This window comes from Enterococcus sp. AZ080 (genome assembly GCF_051714945.1).
GTDB classification, from domain to species: Bacteria; Bacillota; Bacilli; order Lactobacillales; family Enterococcaceae; genus Enterococcus_B; species Enterococcus_B pernyi.
Genome location: NZ_JBIOSV010000001.1, coordinates 845,666 through 867,192, shown reverse-complemented (window position 1 = coordinate 867,192; position 21,527 = coordinate 845,666). Strand labels below are relative to the sequence as shown.

22 protein-coding genes are annotated in these 21,527 nt (G+C 39.1%); 2 read left to right on the top strand and 20 right to left on the bottom strand.

Going from position 1 to position 21,527, the window contains the following annotated elements:
* Position 1: 1 nt before the first annotated feature.
* The 17 genes from ileS to IGK01_RS03980 all read right to left on the bottom strand — a co-directional run bounded on the left by ileS (position 2) and on the right by IGK01_RS03980 (position 18,142).
* Positions 2–2,794, bottom strand: coding sequence for an isoleucine--tRNA ligase (ileS, locus tag IGK01_RS04060; protein ID WP_096081432.1), 2,793 nt, complete (start codon positions 2,792–2,794; stop codon positions 2–4).
* A 244-nt stretch (positions 2,795–3,038) separates the two neighbouring features.
* Positions 3,039–3,746: a DivIVA domain-containing protein gene (locus tag IGK01_RS04055; protein ID WP_010735972.1), complete on the bottom strand. Its 708-nt coding sequence runs from the start codon at positions 3,744–3,746 to the stop codon at positions 3,039–3,041.
* A 20-nt stretch (positions 3,747–3,766) separates the two neighbouring features.
* Positions 3,767–4,549, bottom strand: a complete 783-nt coding sequence (locus IGK01_RS04050) for an RNA-binding protein (RefSeq protein ID WP_034689841.1) — start codon at positions 4,547–4,549, stop codon at positions 3,767–3,769.
* Between the two features lie 33 nt (positions 4,550–4,582).
* Positions 4,583–4,852: a YggT family protein gene (locus tag IGK01_RS04045; protein ID WP_010735974.1), complete on the bottom strand. Its 270-nt coding sequence runs from the start codon at positions 4,850–4,852 to the stop codon at positions 4,583–4,585.
* A gap of 30 nt (positions 4,853–4,882) precedes the next feature.
* Complete coding sequence (locus IGK01_RS04040) at positions 4,883–5,482, bottom strand: cell division protein SepF (protein ID WP_023519355.1); 600 nt, start codon at positions 5,480–5,482, stop codon at positions 4,883–4,885.
* Positions 5,482–6,168, bottom strand: a complete 687-nt coding sequence (locus tag IGK01_RS04035) for a YggS family pyridoxal phosphate-dependent enzyme (protein ID WP_010735976.1) — start codon at positions 6,166–6,168, stop codon at positions 5,482–5,484. The genes IGK01_RS04040 and IGK01_RS04035 overlap by 1 nt, the downstream gene beginning before the upstream one ends.
* A gap of 15 nt (positions 6,169–6,183) precedes the next feature.
* The gene (gene ftsZ, locus IGK01_RS04030; RefSeq protein ID WP_010735977.1) at positions 6,184–7,431 is read right to left on the bottom strand and encodes a cell division protein FtsZ; all 1,248 of its coding nucleotides are present in this window, start codon (positions 7,429–7,431) and stop codon (positions 6,184–6,186) included.
* 21 nt (positions 7,432–7,452) lie between these two features.
* On the bottom strand, positions 7,453–8,781 hold the full coding sequence (ftsA, locus tag IGK01_RS04025) for a cell division protein FtsA (RefSeq protein ID WP_019723318.1): 1,329 nt from the start codon (positions 8,779–8,781) through the stop codon (positions 7,453–7,455).
* A 154-nt stretch (positions 8,782–8,935) separates the two neighbouring features.
* Entirely contained in the window at positions 8,936–10,111 is a 1,176-nt protein-coding gene (locus tag IGK01_RS04020; protein ID WP_438840505.1) for a cell division protein FtsQ/DivIB, read from the bottom strand.
* A 14-nt stretch (positions 10,112–10,125) separates the two neighbouring features.
* Positions 10,126–11,214 (bottom strand): undecaprenyldiphospho-muramoylpentapeptide beta-N-acetylglucosaminyltransferase, encoded by a 1,089-nt coding sequence (gene murG / locus IGK01_RS04015; protein WP_062805503.1) that lies wholly within the window; start codon positions 11,212–11,214, stop codon positions 10,126–10,128.
* 18 nt (positions 11,215–11,232) lie between these two features.
* The gene (gene murD / locus IGK01_RS04010) at positions 11,233–12,603 is read right to left on the bottom strand and encodes a UDP-N-acetylmuramoyl-L-alanine--D-glutamate ligase (RefSeq protein ID WP_023519352.1); all 1,371 of its coding nucleotides are present in this window, start codon (positions 12,601–12,603) and stop codon (positions 11,233–11,235) included.
* Positions 12,604–12,615: 12 nt separating this feature from the next.
* Positions 12,616–13,578: a phospho-N-acetylmuramoyl-pentapeptide-transferase gene (gene mraY, locus IGK01_RS04005; RefSeq protein ID WP_010735982.1), complete on the bottom strand. Its 963-nt coding sequence runs from the start codon at positions 13,576–13,578 to the stop codon at positions 12,616–12,618.
* 16 nt (positions 13,579–13,594) lie between these two features.
* Positions 13,595–15,787 (bottom strand): penicillin-binding transpeptidase domain-containing protein, encoded by a 2,193-nt coding sequence (locus IGK01_RS04000; RefSeq protein WP_062805506.1) that lies wholly within the window; start codon positions 15,785–15,787, stop codon positions 13,595–13,597.
* Positions 15,788–16,186 (bottom strand): cell division protein FtsL, encoded by a 399-nt coding sequence (gene ftsL / locus IGK01_RS03995; RefSeq protein WP_010735984.1) that lies wholly within the window; start codon positions 16,184–16,186, stop codon positions 15,788–15,790.
* Between the two features lie 4 nt (positions 16,187–16,190).
* A complete protein-coding gene (gene rsmH / locus IGK01_RS03990) occupies positions 16,191–17,150 on the bottom strand; it encodes a 16S rRNA (cytosine(1402)-N(4))-methyltransferase RsmH (protein ID WP_010735985.1) in 960 nt (319 codons plus the stop codon).
* A gap of 21 nt (positions 17,151–17,171) precedes the next feature.
* On the bottom strand, positions 17,172–17,603 hold the full coding sequence (mraZ, locus tag IGK01_RS03985; RefSeq protein ID WP_034691698.1) for a division/cell wall cluster transcriptional repressor MraZ: 432 nt from the start codon (positions 17,601–17,603) through the stop codon (positions 17,172–17,174).
* Between the two features lie 170 nt (positions 17,604–17,773).
* Positions 17,774–18,142: a DUF3397 domain-containing protein gene (locus IGK01_RS03980; RefSeq protein WP_010735987.1), complete on the bottom strand. Its 369-nt coding sequence runs from the start codon at positions 18,140–18,142 to the stop codon at positions 17,774–17,776.
* Positions 18,143–18,351: 209 nt separating this feature from the next.
* Between IGK01_RS03980 and IGK01_RS03975 the strand changes: the two genes are divergently transcribed.
* A complete protein-coding gene (locus IGK01_RS03975; protein WP_010735988.1) occupies positions 18,352–19,308 on the top strand; it encodes a magnesium transporter CorA family protein in 957 nt (318 codons plus the stop codon).
* Between the two features lie 71 nt (positions 19,309–19,379).
* Complete coding sequence (locus IGK01_RS03970; RefSeq protein WP_010735989.1) at positions 19,380–19,496, top strand: DUF4044 domain-containing protein; 117 nt, start codon at positions 19,380–19,382, stop codon at positions 19,494–19,496.
* Between the two features lie 131 nt (positions 19,497–19,627).
* On the opposite strand, the gene IGK01_RS03965 is transcribed toward IGK01_RS03970, so the two are convergent.
* The 3 genes from IGK01_RS03965 to IGK01_RS03955 form a co-directional block, all read right to left on the bottom strand.
* Complete coding sequence (locus IGK01_RS03965; protein ID WP_010735990.1) at positions 19,628–20,119, bottom strand: hypothetical protein; 492 nt, start codon at positions 20,117–20,119, stop codon at positions 19,628–19,630.
* A 93-nt stretch (positions 20,120–20,212) separates the two neighbouring features.
* Positions 20,213–20,752 carry a hypothetical protein gene (locus tag IGK01_RS03960; protein WP_438722477.1) on the bottom strand — a complete coding sequence of 180 codons (540 nt, stop codon included), beginning with the start codon at positions 20,750–20,752 and terminating at the stop codon, positions 20,213–20,215.
* Complete coding sequence (locus tag IGK01_RS03955) at positions 20,709–21,236, bottom strand: hypothetical protein (RefSeq protein ID WP_224434596.1); 528 nt, start codon at positions 21,234–21,236, stop codon at positions 20,709–20,711. The genes IGK01_RS03960 and IGK01_RS03955 overlap by 44 nt, the downstream gene beginning before the upstream one ends.
* Positions 21,237–21,527 lie beyond the last annotated feature (291 nt).

Below are 21,527 nucleotides of genomic sequence, written 5' to 3'. Positions count from 1 at the left end.
TCTATTCAAAACCTTCTGCGACTGCTTCTGGATAGAATTCTTCAACAAGCTGTGCGCAACGTCCGCATAAGTGTGGTAATTTTTCATCAGTTCCAACATCTTTACGGATTTGACGGCAACGATCACATGTTTCACCTTCTGCTTTTTCGACTAAAATCGCTACATCATCAAAGACTAAAGCATTTTCAGGCGCTTCAATGTTTTCTGGCATAACCGTAAAGTAGTCTGGTGAGACGATCAATAATTGAGGAATGTCAGCAGCAACTGCTGTCAATAATTGATTCACCTGTTGATTTGGATAGATCGTTAATTTTGCTTCTAATGATTTTCCGATCAATTTACTATTTCTTGCTTCTTCTAGTGCTTTTAAGACTTTATCACGGAAATCCATGAAGGCCGCCCATGTATCTAATAACTCATCTTGGTTAGGATATTCAACATATCCTGGTAACTCACTTAATTGAACATAAGCTTCCTCTTCTTTTAAGAAGGACCAGATTTCCTCTGTTGTGTGAGGAATGATCGGTGTCAGTAATTTTGTTAATGAAACAGCTGTTTCATAAAAAACAGTTTGCATACAACGACGTTGATGATCATTTTCTGCTTCAATATAAACAACATCTTTTGCAAAATCAAGATAGAAAGAAGAAAGATCAACTGTTAAGAAATTCATCACTGTGCGATAGATTTGCATAAAGTTATACTTATCATATCCTTCTTCACGGATTTCTTTGATGACTTGATTTAAACGAACTGTCATATATTTATCAACTGAACGACGATCTTCATACGCTACTGCATCTTTCTTAGGGTCAAAATCATCCGTATTTGCTAATAGGAAACGCATCGTATTTCGGATTTTTCGATAAACTTCAGCAACTTGACCTAAAATATCCATAGACACACGAACATCTGCTTCGTAGTCCACACTAGATACCCATAGACGTAGAATATCCGCACCAAATTGTTTGATCACTTTATCTGGAACGATCGTATTGCCTAATGATTTACTCATTTTTCGACCTTCTCCATCTAACGTGAACCCTTGTGATAGAACTGCTTTGTATGGCGCAACACCATTGATCGCGACACTTGTTGTGATACTTGAGTTGAACCAACCACGGTATTGATCGGAGCCTTCAAGGTACATATCTGCTGGGAAAGATAACTCAGGGCGTTGACGTAAAACTGCTTCATGAGAAGAACCTGAATCAAACCATACGTCCATGATATCTGTTTCTTTAGTAAATTCGCCATTTGGTGATCCTGGATGCGTAAAGCCTTCAGGTAGTAAGTCCTTCGCTTCTTTTTCAAACCAAATGATTGAGCCATGGGCCGCAAATAATTCAGCGACATGTTCAATCGTCTCAGGTGTAATGATTGCTTCACCATTTTCAGCATAAAAGATTGGTAGTGGGACGCCCCAAGCACGTTGGCGTGAGATGACCCAATCGCCGCGATCACGTACCATATTGTAAAGACGTGTTTTTCCCCATGGAATGATCCAATCAACTTTTTCCACTTCATCAAGAATGTTTTGGCGGAAATCATTGATTGAAGCAAACCATTGTGGTGTTGCACGATAAATGACAGGTTTTTTAGTACGCCAGTCATGTGGGTAACTATGGGTGAAGAAATCCAATTTCAACAAGGCACCTTTTTCTTTTAATAGATCCGTGATCATTGGATTTGCTTTGTCATAAAAGATTCCTTCGAATCCAGGAGCTTCATCAGTAAATACACCTTTAGAATCAACGGGAGAAACAACAGGTAATTTGTAACGATTTCCTGCAATATAGTCATCTTCCCCGTGTCCAGGTGCAGTGTGAACTAATCCAGTACCGGCATCCAGCGTCACATGATCTCCTAATATCACTAAAGATTCACGATCATAGAATGGATGTGTCGCTGTCATGTATTCCATCTCTTGTCCTGCAAATTCTTTTAAGACTTGGACTGCTTCCCAGCCAATTGCTTGTTGTACCGTTTCCATCAAATCTTTGGCAACGACAAATTTGCGACCATCAGCTTCTACTAAGACATACGTAAATGTTGGATTTACAGCAATCCCTTGGTTAGCTGGCAATGTCCATGGTGTAGTTGTCCAAATAACGAAAGCAGTATCTTCTTCCAAAAGACCTTTGCCATCTTTCACAGTGAAGGCGACGTAGATTGAAGGAGATTTGACATCTTTATATTCAATTTCAGCTTCAGCTAATGAGGATTCACTAGATGGTGACCAGTAAATTGGTTTTAATCCTTTATAGATATATCCTTTTTCAGCCATTTTACCAAACACACGGATCTGTGCAGCTTCATAGGAAGGATCTAAAGTGACATAAGGATTTTCCCAATCACCAGCAACACCTAGACGTTTAAAGTCTTCTCGCTGTTTGTCTACTTGTGAAAGGGCGTATTCACGACACTTTTCCAAATATTCAGCCATCGTCATTTCTTTTCTTTTGATCCCTTTGTTCGTCAACACTTGCTCAATCGGTAAGCCATGCGTATCCCAACCGGGAACGTACGGCGCACGAAAACCAGACATTGATTTTGAACGGATGATGATATCTTTACTAATTTTATTTAAAGAATGCCCTAAATGGATATTTCCGTTTGCATACGGAGGCCCATCATGAAGAATGAAGCTTGGTTTGCCTTCATTCAACGCTTGTCTTTGTTGATAGATTTGATTTTCTTCCCATTCTTTTTGCCATTCACCTTCACGGTTTGGCAAATTCCCACGCATAGGAAAACTTGTTTTTCCTAGTTGTAAGGTTTCTTTCATTTTCATACAAACACTCCTTAACTATAGTTTACAGAACGCAAAAAAGCATGCTCATCCTAGGGACGAACATGCCGTGGTACCACCCAAATTTAGTTACGATCGTAACTCTCAAAGACCGATAACGAGGTCAACCGCTATTTCTTACTAGTGTTCAGAAATAAATCAAGTAGAGGATCTTTCACTTTGCAGGGTCTTACCAATCTCACACTGTCATTGGCTCGCTTTAAGAATGTCAAAATGCTTTTCTGTTCTACTCTTCTTCGTATTCTCCAGGAATGATCGAAAGATCGATTGCTTGCGTATCAAAAGCAGTCACTGGAGACTCGTATACTCCTGTTTCAGAGTGTACATCACTTTCATTTTCATTGTCAAGCTGTTTTGCCAAAACTTCTTTGATTACTTCATGGCTATCTGTTACATAACTAGAAAATGGTTGTAGGATCTCATCCCATTCTGGACTTTTTACTTGTTCAAGTTGAGATTCCAACATCAAGCTGATTCGTTGATGGAATACACGAGTTTTCTTCTTCAAGTCCTCTGTTTCTGTCGCTAATTGTCTTGCTTTTTCAGTCGCATCTGTCAAGATACGACGTGCTTTTTCTTCAGCATCTGTAGTTAATTGGTGCGCACGTTTTTCAGCATTTGCGACCATTTCGTCCGCTTTGTTTTGTGCAGAAGTAACAATCACTTCTGATTCTTTGCTTGCACTTGTTTTTACTTTGTCAGCTGTATCTTGTGCCACAATGATCGATTGATTCAACGCATCTTTCAATTCATTGAAGTACTCAAGTTTTTCTTCCGAATGCTTTACTGCTTTTTCTAATTCACGATTTCTTTGTGTTACTTCTTCGTAATCACGAACGACTAAATCTAAGAAATCATCTACTTCGTCTTGATTGTATCCCCGCATTTTTGTTGGGAATGTTTTATTTTGAATATCTAATGGAGTTAAAGCCATGAGTAAACCACCTTCTTGTTTTATTTACGTAATACACCAAACAACACCCTGCACTTGTCTTTTTTCGTTTTCCCCTCAAGGTCTTGGATCTGTATTCTACCATACCCTCTGATCGAAACAATGTCCAATAACTCAAGTAGAAAGTCCGGTTTTGTATTTTCTGTCCAATTGACTTTTACTTTACCTGCTTCGATCAGTTGCTTCGAACGTTGTCTGGATATATTATAGATTTCCGATATCACAGTGTCCAGTCTAAGTGAAGTGACCGTTCCTCTTTCTTGCATCCAGCTATCTTTTGGCAAGACCATATCTGTATACTTGATTTCCTCTAAGCGTACAGCTACTTTTCCGATCTTAGTCACTTGATTAACGACAAAGTGGTCGACTTCATTTGCAATGAAAACTTGCCATCGTTCATCATCTGAAATAATATCACCAAAATATGAACGTTTTATCCCTGTACCAACTAATGTACCTAGGATCTTCCCATGGCTTAAACTGGCAAATTTACTGGGATAATGGACTTCATATAATGACATTTCAAAATCTTCATCAACAGGCTCATAATAGTCTGGGAAAATCAAGCATCTTTTCCGTTCCGCTTGCTCATACCCACCATATAACTGAAAACGCAAGTCACTATTTTGACGTATCAGGGTCTCTAAGATGTAGCACTGTCTCGGATCAAGAAATTCTGTCAGATATGGTGCATACTGACTCTGGACCTGTTCAATCCAATCTCCGACAGAGTCGATAAAAGAACGTTCATCTACTCGGAAATGTTGATATACATTCGCATCCACTTGATCCCCTCCTATCTCCCTCTTTATTCTAGGCTAAATAGCGAACGTAATCATCCATAAAACGATATGCTGCAATCCTTGTACGGCAAGATTCAAAATCAAAATCGATGCTAAGATCGTAAAATCAATTGGTCCAAATCTTAACGGCAAACGATCAAATAGGCTGATATATGGTTCACAAATCTTTGCTAATATACGTCCAAGACTAGATTGGTACCCTCCAGGAAACCAAGATAGTAACGCATAAACTACTAGAATCATGCTGTAAAAGTATGCAGCACGTGAAATTAAATTAAGTAACATAAAAAGAATATAAATGTTTACTCCTCCTCTTTACAGATCAAACATACTGCCATCTGCGAAAGATTGAGCCGTTGAACTATCGATTTCCAGACCAGCAGGTGTGCAAAGGAAAATCTCATCACCTACTCGTTTGATATCGCCGTCTAACGCATAGACTGTCCCTGTTAGGAAATCCACGATACGTCGAGCCTGCTTTTCTTCTACTAATCGAAAATTGACTAATGTTGCTTCTCCCGCAATGATCCTTTTAGCAATCGTCATCGCTTCAGAGTAGGCACGAGGTTCCATCACTGTGATTTTTCCTGCTACCTGTGTGTTAGGTTGAACAGATGGTCTCGTTTGTCGTTGGTCTTTTTGCGTATTTTTTGTAGAAGTTTGATGTAATTCAATGACTTTTTTTGTTTCGTTCATCGGCGCATTCTCAAGACCAACCGGACGAGATGTCGTCGCTGGACGTTGTTTTTTTTCAATCGGCTGTGAAACAGCTGGAGAATGTTGTTGATACTGTGTGTTTGATTTAGTTGGTTGCTTGGCAACCTGTTGTTGTTCAGGATAATCTTCGTATTCGTACTCTTCTTCATCCGCTAATCCGAAAAAATTAGCAATTGCTCCCCTGTTTAAAAGTGACATTATTCTTCCTCCTCGTCTTTGAATAGCGCTGTTCCTACACGGATAAATGTAGCTCCTTCTTCAATTGCAAGTTGAAAATCTTGGCTCATCCCCATGCTCAGTTCGGTACATGGTGCATGTGTGTATTGTTTTGATTGGGCAAGATCACGCAATTCTCTCAGCGTTTCAAATACTTTATGAATTTGTTCAGCAGAAGCGTCCTTCGGTGCCATAGTCATAAGTCCCACTACCTGTATATTTGGATAGGCTGCTAAAGATTCTAAGAAAGGTAGAAGCTCCGCTGGTGAGATACCGTGTTTCGATACTTCACCAGACACATTGACTTCTACAAAACAAGCTAGCTGTTTTTCTAATCTTTTTTGGATTTCTTCTGCTAATTTCAAACTGTCTAACGCATGAAAGTAATCAATTTCATTTACAATCAATTTTACCTTTCTGCGTTGTAAATTACCAATTAAATGCCACTTCACTTCAGAATATTTAAGCAAATCTTGTTTTTTTTGCAACAATTTATCGACACGATTTTCTGCACAATGTGTGACTCCAGCATTGATTAATTCTTCAGCTTGGAGTGACTCTACAGATTTTGTAACAGCTACTAATGTCACTTCTTTCGGGTCACGATGAACAAGAGCACACGAATCCTGAATGTCTTGCTTGATATTCTGCAAGTTGTCAGCAATCATGTGCTCTTCCTCCTTTTATTTTTTACGACGGAAAAACGGCGGTGTATTCAATTCGTCGTCACCTTTTGTTTTTGTTTCTTCACGATTGAATGTATCAAATTCTTTTTTCTCAATAGTTTCGTAATTAGACTCATCCACTTTTGGACGAACATTTTGTTCGCGGCGGATGTCCCAATCACCAAAACTGCTTTCATCCTCAGCAGTAATTGGTTTTGCTTGGTCCATGTCTAATCGATTGCTTTGAGCAGAAGATTGCGTTTGAGTTGACGTTTGTCTAGCTGGACGACTAGACTTCCGTTCCTTTTTTGTTTCATCAATACCTGTAGCAATGACCGTTACACGGATTTCATCGCCCATTTCTTCATTGATCGATGTCCCTAAGATGATATTTACATCGCCAGTTGCTGCATTTGCTACGATATCTGAAGCATCTTGTGCTTCGAATAACGTCATATCCAAGCCACCAGTGATGTTCAATAGGACTTGTTCTGCCCCATCGATCGATGTTTCTAATAATGGAGAAGAGATTGCTTTCTTCGTTGCTTCGATCACGCGTTCTTCACCGCTTGCTACTCCGATACCCATCAAAGCAGTACCTTGGTTTGCCATCACTGTTTTCACATCAGCAAAATCCAAGTTTACGTAACCTGGTGCAGTGATTAGATCAGAGATACCTTGCACACCTTGGCGTAAGACATTATCTGCCTCGCGGAATGCTTCAAGCATTGGTGTCTTTTTATCAACGACTTCAAGAAGTCGGTTGTTTGAGATGATCAATAATGTATCTACGTTTTCTTTCAAACGTGCGATACCTTCCGCAGCAAAACGGCCACGTTTTGGTCCTTCAAATGTAAATGGACGAGTGACAACACCTACTGTCAATGCACCCAATTCTCTAGCAATTCCAGCAACGATCGGTGCAGCACCAGTACCAGTTCCACCACCCATACCAGCAGTGATGAAGATCATGTCTGCGCCTTCTAATGCTTCACGTAGAGATTGTTCACTCTCTTCAGCTGCTTTTTGGCCAACTTCTGGTTGTGAACCTGCACCTAAACCACGTGTGTATTTAGGTCCTAATTGGATCACTGTTTCAGCTTTTGAATTTTTTAATGCTTGGACGTCTGTGTTGGCAGTGATAAATTCAACACCTTTAACGTTTTCTTCAATCATACGGTTTACAGCGTTTCCGCCTCCGCCACCGACGCCGATTACTTTGATGACTGCGCCGTCATTGATGTTATTATCAATTGAGAATTCCATGTTTTTTTCCTCCCACGATGATTAATCAAATATATTGGTAAAAAATCCTTTGATTTTACTTGTTACGTTTTCGCCAGAATTTTTTTCTTCTGGTTCTTCGTTATACGTTGTTTCTTCTGCCACATCGTATTGTTCATAAGATGTGTGAGCTTCCGGCTCATTGGTTGTATAATGAACAGGTGCTGATTCCCCCATAACAGCGATTTTAGCTAATTGGTATACTTCACTTAAATTCGCAGAGTAATCAACGATACTGATCACGTTTGTAAATACTGGATTTCTTAGACCCATTTGATTTGGTACATAAAGCTTCACATTTACGCCAAATATTTCCTGTGCCAAATCAACGACACCTGGAAGGCTTGCTGCCCCACCAGTTAAGACGATACCGCCAGGCAGCTCTAACGCTTCGATTTGATCTAACGCTTCTTTTGCTTTATTGAAGATTTGTTCCATTCGAGCAGAGATTACTTCTGATAGGTAATGTTCATCGACTCGAACAGGTTCTGTTTGGCCGATCACATCTACCGGAAATTCTTCTTGCTCTGAGGTACGTTCTGGATATGCATCCCCGTAATTTATTTTTAATGCTTCTGCATTGTTGAAGGAAGTATTTAAAACAATGGAGATATCTTTTGTGACAAATTCGCCACCTTCTTGATCTAGGCTCGTGAATTTCAACTGTTTGTCATGCATGACAGCTGTTGTTGTTTGTCCGCCACCCATATCGATAACGATTGTACCAAAATCTTTTTCTCCATCCGAAAGAATTGATTCAGTCAACGCTAAAGGTGTGATCACTAATTCATTGACGATCAATCCCGCATTTTCAACACATTTACGAATGTTATGAATGATTGTTTTTGGTCCAGTAAATAATAGACCATACATTTCTAATCTGACACCGATCATCCCACGAGGATCTTTGATGCCTTCGAATCCATCTACCGTAAAGTCCTGTGGTAAAATTGACACGATTTGACGTTCAGGAGGTATTGAACGAACCAGTGCAGCTGAAGCCACATTGCGGACATCTTCATCGGTGATTTCTTTTGAATCTCCGTTTACTGCAATCATCCCTTGGCAGTTTTCTACTTCAAGCATGTTTGCTGGTAGACCCACGCTTACACTTTTGATTTGAATGCCGGCTTTTTCTTCTGCCTGACGCACTGCTCGCTGTATCGCTTGTACTGTTTTATCGATATCAACGATGATGCCTCGGTTAATCCCTTCTGATTTTGCGTTCCCTACTCCAATAATATTCATTTGGCTGTCGATATATTCAGCCACGACAACTTTGACAGATGTCGTTCCAATATCAAGGCCTACGTACATTCCTGTTTTTGCCATGAATGGGATTCCCTCCTACTTAACTATTCCATATACATGCGAACCAATAACGTCCGTTTTAAAAATATACTTAATAGATATATTCACTGTTTCCAATTTTACCATAAATTACCAGTTTTTAGAAAGTAGATTATCACATTTTACAGTGGTTTTCTTAATTTTCATCTAAACTTGACGAAGATGGGGTCGTATTTTCATTTGTTGGATTCATTTCGCCTTGATTCTCACTTATTTGAGGCTCATCAACGCCCGTTTCTGAAGTAGAAGTTTGATCCGCACTTTGCGCACTTGCCTCTGTACTTTCTTCTGATCCATCTTCTTGCGCTTCTTCGCTATTATTTGAGTAAGGGTAAGAAAAAATCCCTACTTCCATGTCGATCACACCATTTTCTTCCATTTCGCTAGCTACTTGCGCATAAAAATTCATTTGCGTTGCTAAGTTAGTAATATTGACGATCACTTGGTTCCCATCGTTCATATTCAGCTGGATCAAATTTTGATTCGTATTACGAGGCGTATATTTGATTTCCGAAATGGCTTTTTGTAACTCTGGAGATAATTTATTATATTCTTTTGCTAAATCTTTGATTTTTGTTGAGTCAGTAAATCCTTCTAGGATCGGCAGATTTTTTGTTGGACTTTCAACTATTTCATCCAACACTGTTCCATCTTCGATCACAGGGCTATATTTTCCGTCCGTTAAAATCAAAGCAATCTCTTTATATTCAGTGACAGACAGATCAAATGTATTGACACTACTAAAACCGATCGTAGCAGATTTTATTCGAGGCTGCTCTTTTTTCAAATGATCGATGCAACTTTGGCGCTGCCAATACTGTCCCCAAATATGCTGCTTCAATGCTAATTGCGTATCCTTCAATATTTCTTCTTTCGAAACAACTTCATTTCCGGAAACAGAAACGCCCTCTAATTTGCTCAACGGGGAAACATAATAAATCAAAAATAACAAAGGAATCAAAAGAATGGAAATGATTAAACTCAGCCTTTTGTATAAAACTTTGTTTCGATAATTTTTTAAATTAGGCAAGCGATCAATAAACGAACCATTATACGGTCCCCCGTCTTTCTTATGTTCGATTTCTTCATAGTCTAATAAATCATCTTCTTCAACAAGTAGTTCTTCTTTTTTAGGAGGTGTAGGTTCTTTTTGTTCTTCTTTATGCTCGCTTTTTTCACTTGTTCCTGTCTGATGATCTGTGTGTTCTTTATGTTCTTCTAAGTATTTTCGGTTGGCCATTTGCCAAGGCGTCAGCGAGTTTTCATCGTTTGACTTCTCAGGCGTTTTTTTTGTTTCTTTTTTCTTACTCATCTATGACCACCACCTTATTCTATGATTAACGATTTTGCTAGTTGATACAAACGCTCAGACGCATCCGGGATACCTAATGTTTTAGAGGCAGTTGACATATTTTGTTGTAGTGTTTCATCTGTCATGATCTCATTTATCGTGGCACCCAATGAATCACCATCCAACTCTCCATCCGCAATCATCTTAGCCGCCCCAACTCGAACGAGACTCATCGCGTTTTTTGTCTGATGATCGTTTGTCACATAAGGACTTGGGATAAGGATCGCAGGTAACCCGAGTGCGGTCAACTCAGCAATGGAGGTCGCCCCTGCTCGTCCGACCAATAGATCACTTGCCGCCATCACCGCTGCCATTTCATTGATGTAAGGTTGAATACTGATATTTGCTTTTGTTTCTCCTAACTTTTCCTTAATACTTTGATAATAACGTTCTCCTGATGCATAAAGGATCTGATAATCCGTCGCTTCAAATGTATCCAAATAAGAAGTAACAGCTTGATTGATTTTTAATGCCCCTTGGCTTCCTCCAAAAATCAAGACTGTTTTCTTCTTAGGATCGAGATCAAATTTTTTTAGAATATCTGTTTTCATCGTATCTGCAACTTCTTGTGCTCGCGGGTTACCGATCAAAACTGATTTGTCCTCTGGGAAAAAGGTTGCTGCATCTTTAAAAGAAAGCGCGATTCGATCCACATAACGACTCAAAAATTTATTTGTCATCCCCGGTACACTATTTTGTTCATGGATGATTGTCGGAATCCCTAACTTAGCAGAAGCATACACAACTGCCCCAGAAACATAACCACCGGTTCCGATCACGATATCTGGTTGAAATTCTTTTAGTATTTTTTTCGCTTGATGGATACTTTTTAAGAATAATTGGATCGTTTTGACATTAGCTAGTGAAAACTTTCGCTGAAATCCTTGGATCTCTAAGGTATGAAAAGGAATCCCGGTGGTTGGAACGATTTTGTTTTCCAAACCACGTTTTGCACCTACATACATAAACTCGGCGTTCGGCTCTTGTGTTTTCACATAATTGACGAAGGCTAGCGCGGGATAGATATGTCCACCGGTTCCTCCACCTGTTACCAAAATTTTCATAGTTTTTATCGCTCGTTTCTACTTTTCTATTTTTAATTTTCTAACGGCTTCCATAAAGCGATCACCACGGATCTCAAAATTAGGATATTGATCCCAACTTGCATTGGCTGGTGATAATAAAACCACATCTCCTGGTTCGCTATTTTCTAAAGCTACAGGAACCGCAGCTTCCACAGACTCTGCTGTGCAGACCGTTGGTATGCCCGCTTTTTCACCAGCATCCTTCAATTTCTCTTTAGTTTCACCAAAAGTGATCAATCCCTTCACTCCTTCAAGTGATGGAATGAGTTCATCAAAGCTATTGCCCCGATCAAGTCCACCGGCGATTAAAATTAATTTTTCTGGTTGAAATCCGCTTAATGCCATCTTGGTTGCTAAGATATTTGTGGCTTTCGAATCATTGTAAAATTTACGTCCTTGCACCTCACCAACATATTGTGTACGATGTGGTACGCCATGAAAATGACTCAATGTTTCTTTTATTTCTTCATTTGAGACATTATATTGTTTTGCAACAGTAATAGCTGCTAATGCATTTTCAACATTGTGCGCCCCTGGAACACCTATTTCTGAGATCTCCATGACTTTTTCTTTGTCGTAATAAATAACTCCCTCAAAAGAATAAGCACCTGTCGCTAAGACTTGATCTGTCGCAAAAGGTAACACTTTCGCTTTTGTTTTTTTACTTAGTTCCTGTAATTCTTTCTGATTCCAATTCAGTACAAGATAATCCTCTGACGTCATGTTTTTTTGCAAATGCCATTTAGCTTTGACATAGGCTGGACGAGAGCCATGATAGTCGATGTGTGCTTCATAGATATTCGTGATCACTGCAATATGGGGACGAAGATCAGTAATTCCCATCAATTGAAAACTTGAAAGTTCCATAACAATCTTGTCTTCCGGATTAGCTTCTTGTGCCACACTACTTGCAGGAAAGCCAATGTTACCAGCTAAACGAGTGATACCTGCTGATTTCCCCGCATTCAACAATAACCCAGTCATTGTTGTTGTCGTCGTTTTTCCGTTGGTGCCTGTTATGCCGATAATTGGGCATTCCGCTACTTCGTAAGCCAGTTCAACTTCCGTAATTACCGGAATACCCATTTCTTGAGCTTTTGCAACTAATGGATGTGTATAAGGAATACCTGGATTTTTGACCAGCATTAAAAATTTTTCATCTAATAATTCAATTGGGTGACTACCAGTCACTACTTTGATCCCTAAAGAAAGCAATTCTTGGGCTTCAGGATTTTCATCAAACGGTTTTCCGTCATTAACGGTGACAAGTGCGCCCAGTTCATGTAATAACTTGGCCGCACTAAATCCACTTTTTGCTAATCCTAATACAAGGACTTTTTTATTTTCATAAGTTGTTATTTTTTTCATTCTCGTCATCTCCTACCATACGATCCACAATGTGATCAATGAAGTAATTACACTTGTTATCCAAAAGACAGTATCTATCTTCCATTCAGACCAACCACTCATCTCGAAATGATGATGGATCGGTGACATTTTAAAGATTCTTTTACCAGTCAACTTGAAAGAAGATACTTGTAACATCACGCTAGCTGTTTCGATGACATACATCAGACCGATCAATAGTAATGTCCATTCCTGATTGAGCATGATCGAGATTGCTGCTAACAATCCTCCTAATGCTAAGGAACCGACATCCCCCATGAATATTTTGGCAGGCTTGCGATTATAGACGAAAAATCCTAGTAAACCACCTAAAACACTCAAGCAGATAATTAAGACATCATACTGCTGTTGGTGCCAAGCGATAACTGCGTAGGTCAGAAAAGAAATACTTCCTAATCCAGCTACTAAGCCATCAATACCATCTGTTAAGTTAACAGCATTGGAAAAGCCAACTAACCAGAAAATCGCGAATAATCCGTACAACCAACTTAATGGAAGAGCAATTCCAAAAAAATTCAGTGTTCCAGGGTATCCTTCACCACGATAAACGAGATAAAAGATGATTCCCCCAACAATTTGGCCAATCAATTTTTGCTTTGAGTTCAATCCCATATTTCTTTTCTTGAAGATTTTGATGAAATCATCCAAAAAACCAATTGCTCCATATAGGGCAAGTACAAAAAGTAGGATGAAAAGAGTAGGCGTTAACTGTTGTTGCCAAGCGCCTACCCAGATACCAGTCAAGAGCGCACTGACTAAAAACACCAATCCCCCCATCGTTGGAGTTCCGGCTTTTACATTATGCCATTTAGGTCCTTCCTCACGAATGGCTTGGCCTTGTTTTTTCATTTGAAAATAACCAATAAATAACGGCATTGTTGCAATCGTCATTGCACAACTACTCGCAATGGGAATTAATGTTTGTGTCAAATCCATGCTCTCTTCTCTCCTATTATTCTTTTAGATGGAAACTTAATGTTTCGTCAGATATTTTTTCATAAGGTGCGAGGCTTTGTTCTGTACAGTAACCATCACCGTGGAATGTCACTTCGACACCAAGTATTTTTCCTAATTTCATGATATCCGCCTTTGACCAACCTGTCACATCAGGCATCAATGCAGTACCACCACTATATAGAATCAATTTTTCTCCCGATATCAGCTCATCCCCATTTGCTGTGGATTGCGCTTCTACCTTATTTCCATCGCCAATGACTACTGGTTGCAAACCGCTCTTTTGTGCATCAGCAGCGGCAATATCAGGATTTAAATTACGATAGTCAGAAACAGTGATATTTTCCGTCTTTTTCTCTTCTGGCGTAGCTGTTTCAGCTTCTTTGAAATCCATTGCTCGTTTCAGTAAGGGGTTCGCAATTTTTGCTAAAGCCGTGCGGTCATATGTCTTAGGATGTTTCATTGTCAGATAAAGGACATATTCGGGATCCTCAGCTGGTACCATTTCGACGATCGAATACAGATACGCGGTATCACCTGTTAGATATCCTCCTGTATCAGAAGCAATCTGGGCTGTTCCTGTTTTAGCTGCAATATTGTATCCCGGAACATTATATACTCCGTAAGCACTACCGTAATTTTCATCTTCTATGACATCTCGCATATACTCACGAACTTTTTCTGTCGTTTCTTTCGAAAATGGCTGTCCTAACACTTCCGTTTCAGTAGAGACTTCTTCTCCAGTATTTGGATCAACGATCTTACTAATGTAACGTGGTTGGATCATAGTGCCGTTGTTGGCGATCGCACTGAAAGCTTTCATCATTTGGAAATTCGTGACACCAATCGCTTGACCATACGCACTCATCGCTTGGTCAACGATATTAGCAGTTGGTAAAGCACCCGCAACTTCATCATCTAAACCAGAGTGAGTACTTTGCCCAAATCCTAGTTTTTGCAAATAGTTAAACCACTTGCCACCTAAACGCTGTTCCAGCATTACCATACCCACGTTACTAGACCATGAAAGAGCTTGACGCATGGTCAGCATTCCTTTTTTACCAAAGTCATGGTCATTGATCGTGGCATCAGCTACTTTGATCTGTCCAGATAAAAAAGACTCATTTTCATCGAATTTACCTTCTTCGATTGCTGCTGCTGTCGTGAAGATTTTCATTGTTGAACCTGGTTCATAAGAATCTTGTACAAGGATGTTACGCCACACAGCATCTTCACCAGTCAACCCTTCCATCGTCTCAGGATTGAACGTCGGGCGTTGGCTCATCGCAGTGATCTCGCCAGTTTTAGCTTCCATCAATATCGCAGTCAATTCTTCAGGTTGATATTCTTCATTGACTTGATCCATCAATGTTTCTAAGTAACTCTGCAGACGACTATCAAGAGTCGTATACACATCTTTACCGTCTGTTGCCTTTTCTTCTTCTGCTACAGTACCTGGTAATGGATTTTGGAAATTATCTTTTTGATAATAGATCTTTCCGTTTTGTCCACTCAAAATATCATTATAAGCAGATTCGATCCCAAGTCGGCCAACCAGACCATTTTCTTCTTCATCCGGTACCGCATAGCCAATAAAATGGGAAGAAAATATCCCACTAGGATACATACGTGCAGGATGATTATCGAAATAAAGCCCATTAACATCAGCCGCTTTCATCTCTGCTTCGATGTTTTGTTTCGTCTCTTGGGTGATATTACGTCCATAATTCCCAAATTCTACTTGGTAGAGATTTTGCTCGGCTCCATCGCGTAGCACCTTCAAGGCTTTACTTTTTTCCATTGAAAGGTTTTTGCTGATAATATCCGCAAGTGTATCGAAATCTTTTTCTTGTGCATATAATTTTTTGTTTCCAGTCGTGTATGTTTCGGAAAGAATTGCTTTGATCGAGTAAGACGTGGCATCTTCTGCTAGTGCCACCCCATTACGGTCAAAGATCGTGCCTCGTTTTGCCTTGACCTCTTCACTACCTTGATAAAGCTGGTTCGTTTTTTCTTCTAATGATGTACCAGCCACATGTCCACCGATCACGATGTATGCAAAACGAACGGCAAATAAAAAGAACAATCCAATACTCGTAGCAAATAAAATGATACCTACTTTTTTGCGATTGTTCATCGGATTTAGATTTTTCTTTTCCATAAACCGCCGGAATTTATTTTTAAGACTCATTTACTTCACTTTCCTTAAATTGTCGTCATTGATTGACAACCCTTTTTCTTCTGCGATTTTTTTAACACGCTCGGTACGAGAAAGTTCACTTTTCTCTTGCTCCAAACTGATTTTTTCTTGATTTTTTTCATTATATTCAACCTGTAGCGCCCCGATTTGCTTTTCCATACCACTAATATTAGTTCGTAACATCACTGTTAATACGCAAAGTGCGATGACAGAAAAAGCAATACACACTACGGCAAGCTTTTCGAAAATAGAGATTTGCTTCAAACGTTTTGCTGGAGATTGAGGAAGAACGATTTCTTTCTCTGAGGGTGAATCTGGCAGAGGTTGCTCTGGTAGTTCAATTTCTTGTAAATCATATGGATATTGTTGGACTTTCTTTAGTTCTGCCATTCTTCTACTCCTCTTTCTCTCGTATTTTTTCAGCGATACGCAATTTTGCACTACGAGAACGATTGTTTTCTGCCACTTCTTCTTCAGATGGTAACATCGGTTTTCTCGTTATCACTTTTAATTCAGGTTGGAACTCATCAGGTACGACCGGCAACCCTGGTGGTAAATCTTTGATCGTACTATATTCTTTGAACATGTTTTTGACGATCCGATCTTCTAATGAGTGGAAAGTGATCACACTGAGCCGGCCACCGACCTTCAATAAGCGGATTGCTTGCTCTAAGGAGGCTTGCTCCGCACCTAGCTCATCATTGACTGCAATTCGCACAGCTTGAAAAATGCGTTTTGCAGGATGACCGCCTTTTCGTCTTGCTGGGGCAGGAATCACCTGTTTGATGATTTCTACTAATTCCCCGGTTGTTTCAATCGGATGATCTTTTCTCACCCGTTCAATTTCTCTGGCAATTTGTTTTGAAAATTTTTCTTCTCCATAACGAAAGAAGATCTTTACTAATTCGTTATAAGGATATTCGTTGATCACATGATATGCTGACAAAGGTGCCGATTGATCCATTCGCATATCCAAAGGCGCATCTTGATGATAACTGAATCCACGTTCTGCTTCGTCTAACTGTGGCGAAGATACGCCTAAGTCGTAAAGTATCCCATCGACCTTAGGTACGTATTCAGTCAAGCGCTCTTCAAGCTCACGGAAATTTGCTTTGATAAAAGTGACCATACCTTTTTCGACATACTCAGCCAAACGGATTTTTGCGTGATCGATTGCGATCTGATCTTGATCAAATGCATAAAGATGACCCTCTGTATTCAATTGGCTTAATAAGTATTCGCTATGTCCGGCCCCGCCGAGTGTACAGTCCACATAAATTCCGTTCGGTTTGATTGCAAGTCCATCTACCGTTTCTTTTAACATGACTGTATAGTGTTGAAATGTTTCAGTCATTGGTCAGCCTCTTCCTATTTCTTATAATCCGAAATCAATCATATTTTCAGCGATTTCATTAAAGTTTTCTTCCGCAGCTTCTGAAAATTCTTGCCATTTGGCTTCATCCCAAATTTCGATCCGGTTTGACACTCCAACAATGACACACTCTTTCGTTATAGTTGCGTAGTTTCTTAATGTATTAGGGATATTGATACGTCCTTGCTTGTCCAACTCACATTCTGTAGCTGCTGAGTAGAAAAAACGGACAAAGGTTCTAGCGTCTTTCTTTGCTAGAGGCATATCATTGAGTTTCGACTCTAATTCGTTCCATTCGCTCATCGGATAGCCAAAAAGACAACCATCTAATCCACGAGTCAACACGAATTGTTCGCCTAATTCTTCACGCAGTTTTGAAGGCACGATCAAGCGACCTTTTGCATCAATATTATGCCGAAATTCGCCCATTAACATCGAAACTACCCCCAATCCTCCACTAACTAAAATCAGTCTACCACAATCCCCCACTTTCTACCACCTTTTATGGGAAATCTGAGAATAACTTTTTGATTAGTAAAAAAAATTTTAACAATCAAGCTGATAAAAGATTTTTTAAAGTCTTTTAACAGCCTGATTGCGCCATACTAGAGAAACGAAAGAATGTTTAGGACGATCAAAACGATATACATGACTAAGGTTACCAAAAAAGTAAGACGCCAAGTCATTTTGAAATAACGTGAATACACAAGTTCGTCATAATAATAAGCTTGGAATAACGCGATACAGATTGCCATTAAAAGGATAGTGATCAATAAAAAGGGCAAAAATGAAGACGTATCGGTATTACGAGACAATGCATGGATGCCTCCCCACAAAAAAGGAACGGCTAAATCAGGTGCTTTGACTTTGAAACGCCGAGTCAATGCAAATATTTTTACTAGAAATTGACAACCAAAAATCACGATTGCCGGAAAGATGTACCAAAACAATACAAGTGGTGAAAAACTACCCATTCGACAAATCTCCTTTTTTATCGTTGCGTTCAGTATACGTAATTTAGTTTACACAACGATTTCATTTAGTTTAAATTTATACTGTTTTATTATGTTGTTGCAGCCGTTGTTTGACAAATCAAGATTGATGATCAGTGGGTAGTCTCTTTCAATGTGTTCTTTTCAAGAATTGGTTATAATAGAAGAAAGAAGTATTGAGGAGGTTCCCAATGATAAAGTATTTTACACTTGAAGACCAGAAATTGGTTGATTCAATGGAAGAAACGGCTGAAACCATTTGGTATTGTGTCGAGCGACCCACAGAAGAAGAAATCAATCAATTGATCAAACAGTTCCAAATACCTAAAGATTACCTCACGTCTGTCTTAGACGATGCAGAAAACTCCAGGGTAGAAGAATTTAATCAAGAAAAGCTGACAAAACCAGCATTGGTATTATTACAATACCCTTTTCCAAAAACAAGTCCTAGCGGATATTTCCAAGTAGATACTTATCCGTTTTCGATTATTCTCACGCCCAAAAAGAAGCTTATCACAATTACGAATCACGAACCACTTTTTTTGAAAAAAGTCTTTCATCAAACGTTTCAAAGAAACGATCTTTCGACCACTCTAAATATTTTTATGCAGTTACTTTGGCAGATCACTCAGTCCTATAACACTTATCTTTCTACCTTACTTGCCCAATGTGATCTGTTGGAGACACAACTAAAAGTCTCAACTGAAAATAAGCAATTGTATCAAATCATGGATATCCAAAAAAGCTTGGTTTATTTCAAAGAAGCGACTGCCTCGAATCTTGAAGCGTTACAACAACTAGCCGAGAACCAATCGGTAAAAAATAATCACGCGATGATGAATCACCTCAGAGACGTGATTATCGAAACAGAACAAGCAAAGACCACCGCTCGTATCCGCTTAAAGCTTGTCGAACAGATGAACCAAACATTCTCTGCCATCATTTCAAACAACTTAAATAATATTATGAAAATTTTAACTTCTTTAACGATTATCTTAACGATTCCAACAATCATTGGAAGTATTTACGGTATGAATATTAAACTACCAATTGCCGAAAGGGATGATGCTTTTCTTTGGTTGATACTATTGACCGTGATCATTTCACTTCTGACCACTTATTATTTGAAAAAAGGTAAGTTTTTATAGAGATGCCCTCTTGTAGAATCAATGAAAAGCATGTAAAATCAACTTAACAATAATAAATCGAGGTAATCACGATGCGAGAAAAAAAACAAACAAGCACTTTTGCGAAAGTCACAAAATTAGTGATTTGGACAATGTTGATTTTGACAATCGGTTCAGTCGTTCTAACTGCTGTAATCAGTGTCATGTAAAAATAATGGAGGTTGCGCCAAATTTGGCGTAACCTCCATTTCCTGTTATTAATTATTATCATCAAGAGCCTGTCACATTGGTTACTACATACTTAAACTAACCTCTTTTTTGTTTGTTCTTGGTTGCTGTCTTACTTGATTCGATATATTTTTATGTTGGCTTTTACTCTCGCATCACTTGTTAGCATCGAAAAACTTTTCTTGTTTTCAATTCGAACTCCAGCCCCCGACCGTGTTGAATGACCCACTTGTTCGAATCTTACTTGATTACTTCCTTCTTTTTGCTTTTTCTGATATTGAGCCCCACTATTCTCTAAGGTTGACACTTTTTTACCTGTTGCTGTTTGAGTAGATTGTTGGTTCATCAAAGTATTGGGTAATGGATTCGAATGTCGATTATTTAAAGCCAAATTCTGCCGAGAATTTTTCTGTGTTCCTTTCATAGCTTCTTTAAATTTATTAAAGTTTTTTTCTAATCTCGGATCGAAATTATTCGGATCGATCCCCACTTCTTTATTAGTCGTCATTCTTTCCACACTGTTTGCCAGATGTGAATTTTCGCGATCTGCGGACATTTCTCTTTGATTCTTCACTCTATCTGGCTCATCCCATTCCTTTATCATCCGTCTTCTTCTTTTAAGTACTCCTGTTCCAATTCTTTCTTACTTGGAACCGGGGTATCAGTAGCCTGAGGATGAAGAATTACCTCAGTATTTTTAAAATTGCTCATTCCAGGCTGAGAAATCAAATTGGCGTTGATTGGATTGGCTTGAAATCTTCGCTTCTTGCGTAAGCCCTGAATTTTGCTCATCCCTGAGGTTTTTGTAACTTGCTATATCCTTCGATAAGCTTTTGGATAAATCATGATTCGTAAACACATTGATTAGTGTTTTTGTTGCATCCAAAATTTGAGTTGCAAAATTTTCTTGTCCCAAACTATGGTCAGAGGAAGTAGGTTGATCAAACGATTGGGGTGATATATTGTCTTTATTTGCTTTCCCTAGGTTAATAGTAAATAATTGGAGATCAGGTAATGCAAAAGACATCAAATTTGAAACATAGGACAACATGGATTGATCCTTTGCTCCTTGCCCACCACCTCTATCAGTAGGTATTTCATATTGCCTGAAAAAATCAGTAAAGACTTTAGTTACTTTATCCCAAAATGCCTCGTTTATCTTGGGAGGGTGATCCAATCGTTCAAGTGCTGTGCTAGGCGTGTAACATTTCCTCAAACGTTTTTTTAACTGGTTCAATCGCTGTTTGAGGCTTCTGGGCTTCCCCAAATGGTAGATTTACTTGTCCAACCGCTGTCGGGGGCTTCTGGATTTCCTCTAAAGGTAGGTTTGCTGCTCCAACCGACGTCGGGGGCTTCTGGATTTCCTCAACAAAACCTTTCAAAGTATTTTTAATTTGTTCTGCAACATTTTCTGCTGTAAGATTTCTAAATTGGCTTCGCTGATTTAGTGTTCTTCGTGGTCTCTGATGAACATTTTTATTAATATCCTTTTTATTTGAAACCATTAAATTGTTAAGTTCAACGTCCCAGTGATTAAGTGTATTTTTTAAATCAATTGTCATGTTGTGAGGGGAAACGTTATTGCTCTGTGTATGACTAGCTGTGATGTTGGAGGTACGTAGATAATCCATTGATTGTTCGGAAGTTCTTTTCATTTCGTTGTTTTTTTCTTTTGGTACATTCAATCGATTAGGGCCATGCGCAACCACTGGTGTTAACATATTTAACACACTGGTTGCGTATACCGCTCCCGTGAAAGCAGAAAATTTCCCTCTATTCAGATGAAATCTTCTTTGATTACTCAGAGCCCTAACTCACGCTCTAACCCATGCGGATCTTGCTTGTCTATAACACTGTTGTTGAATCGTCCTATTCTCTCGTTATGATTTTCTCCTGGCATTCCTTTCACTCCTTCTATTTATTTAATTGGCATTCATTATTTACCGTAGTCAACATTCTGTTTTCCCATTAGCCTTGATAACGTTTGTGGTAGAAAAGTACTACTATCCTAA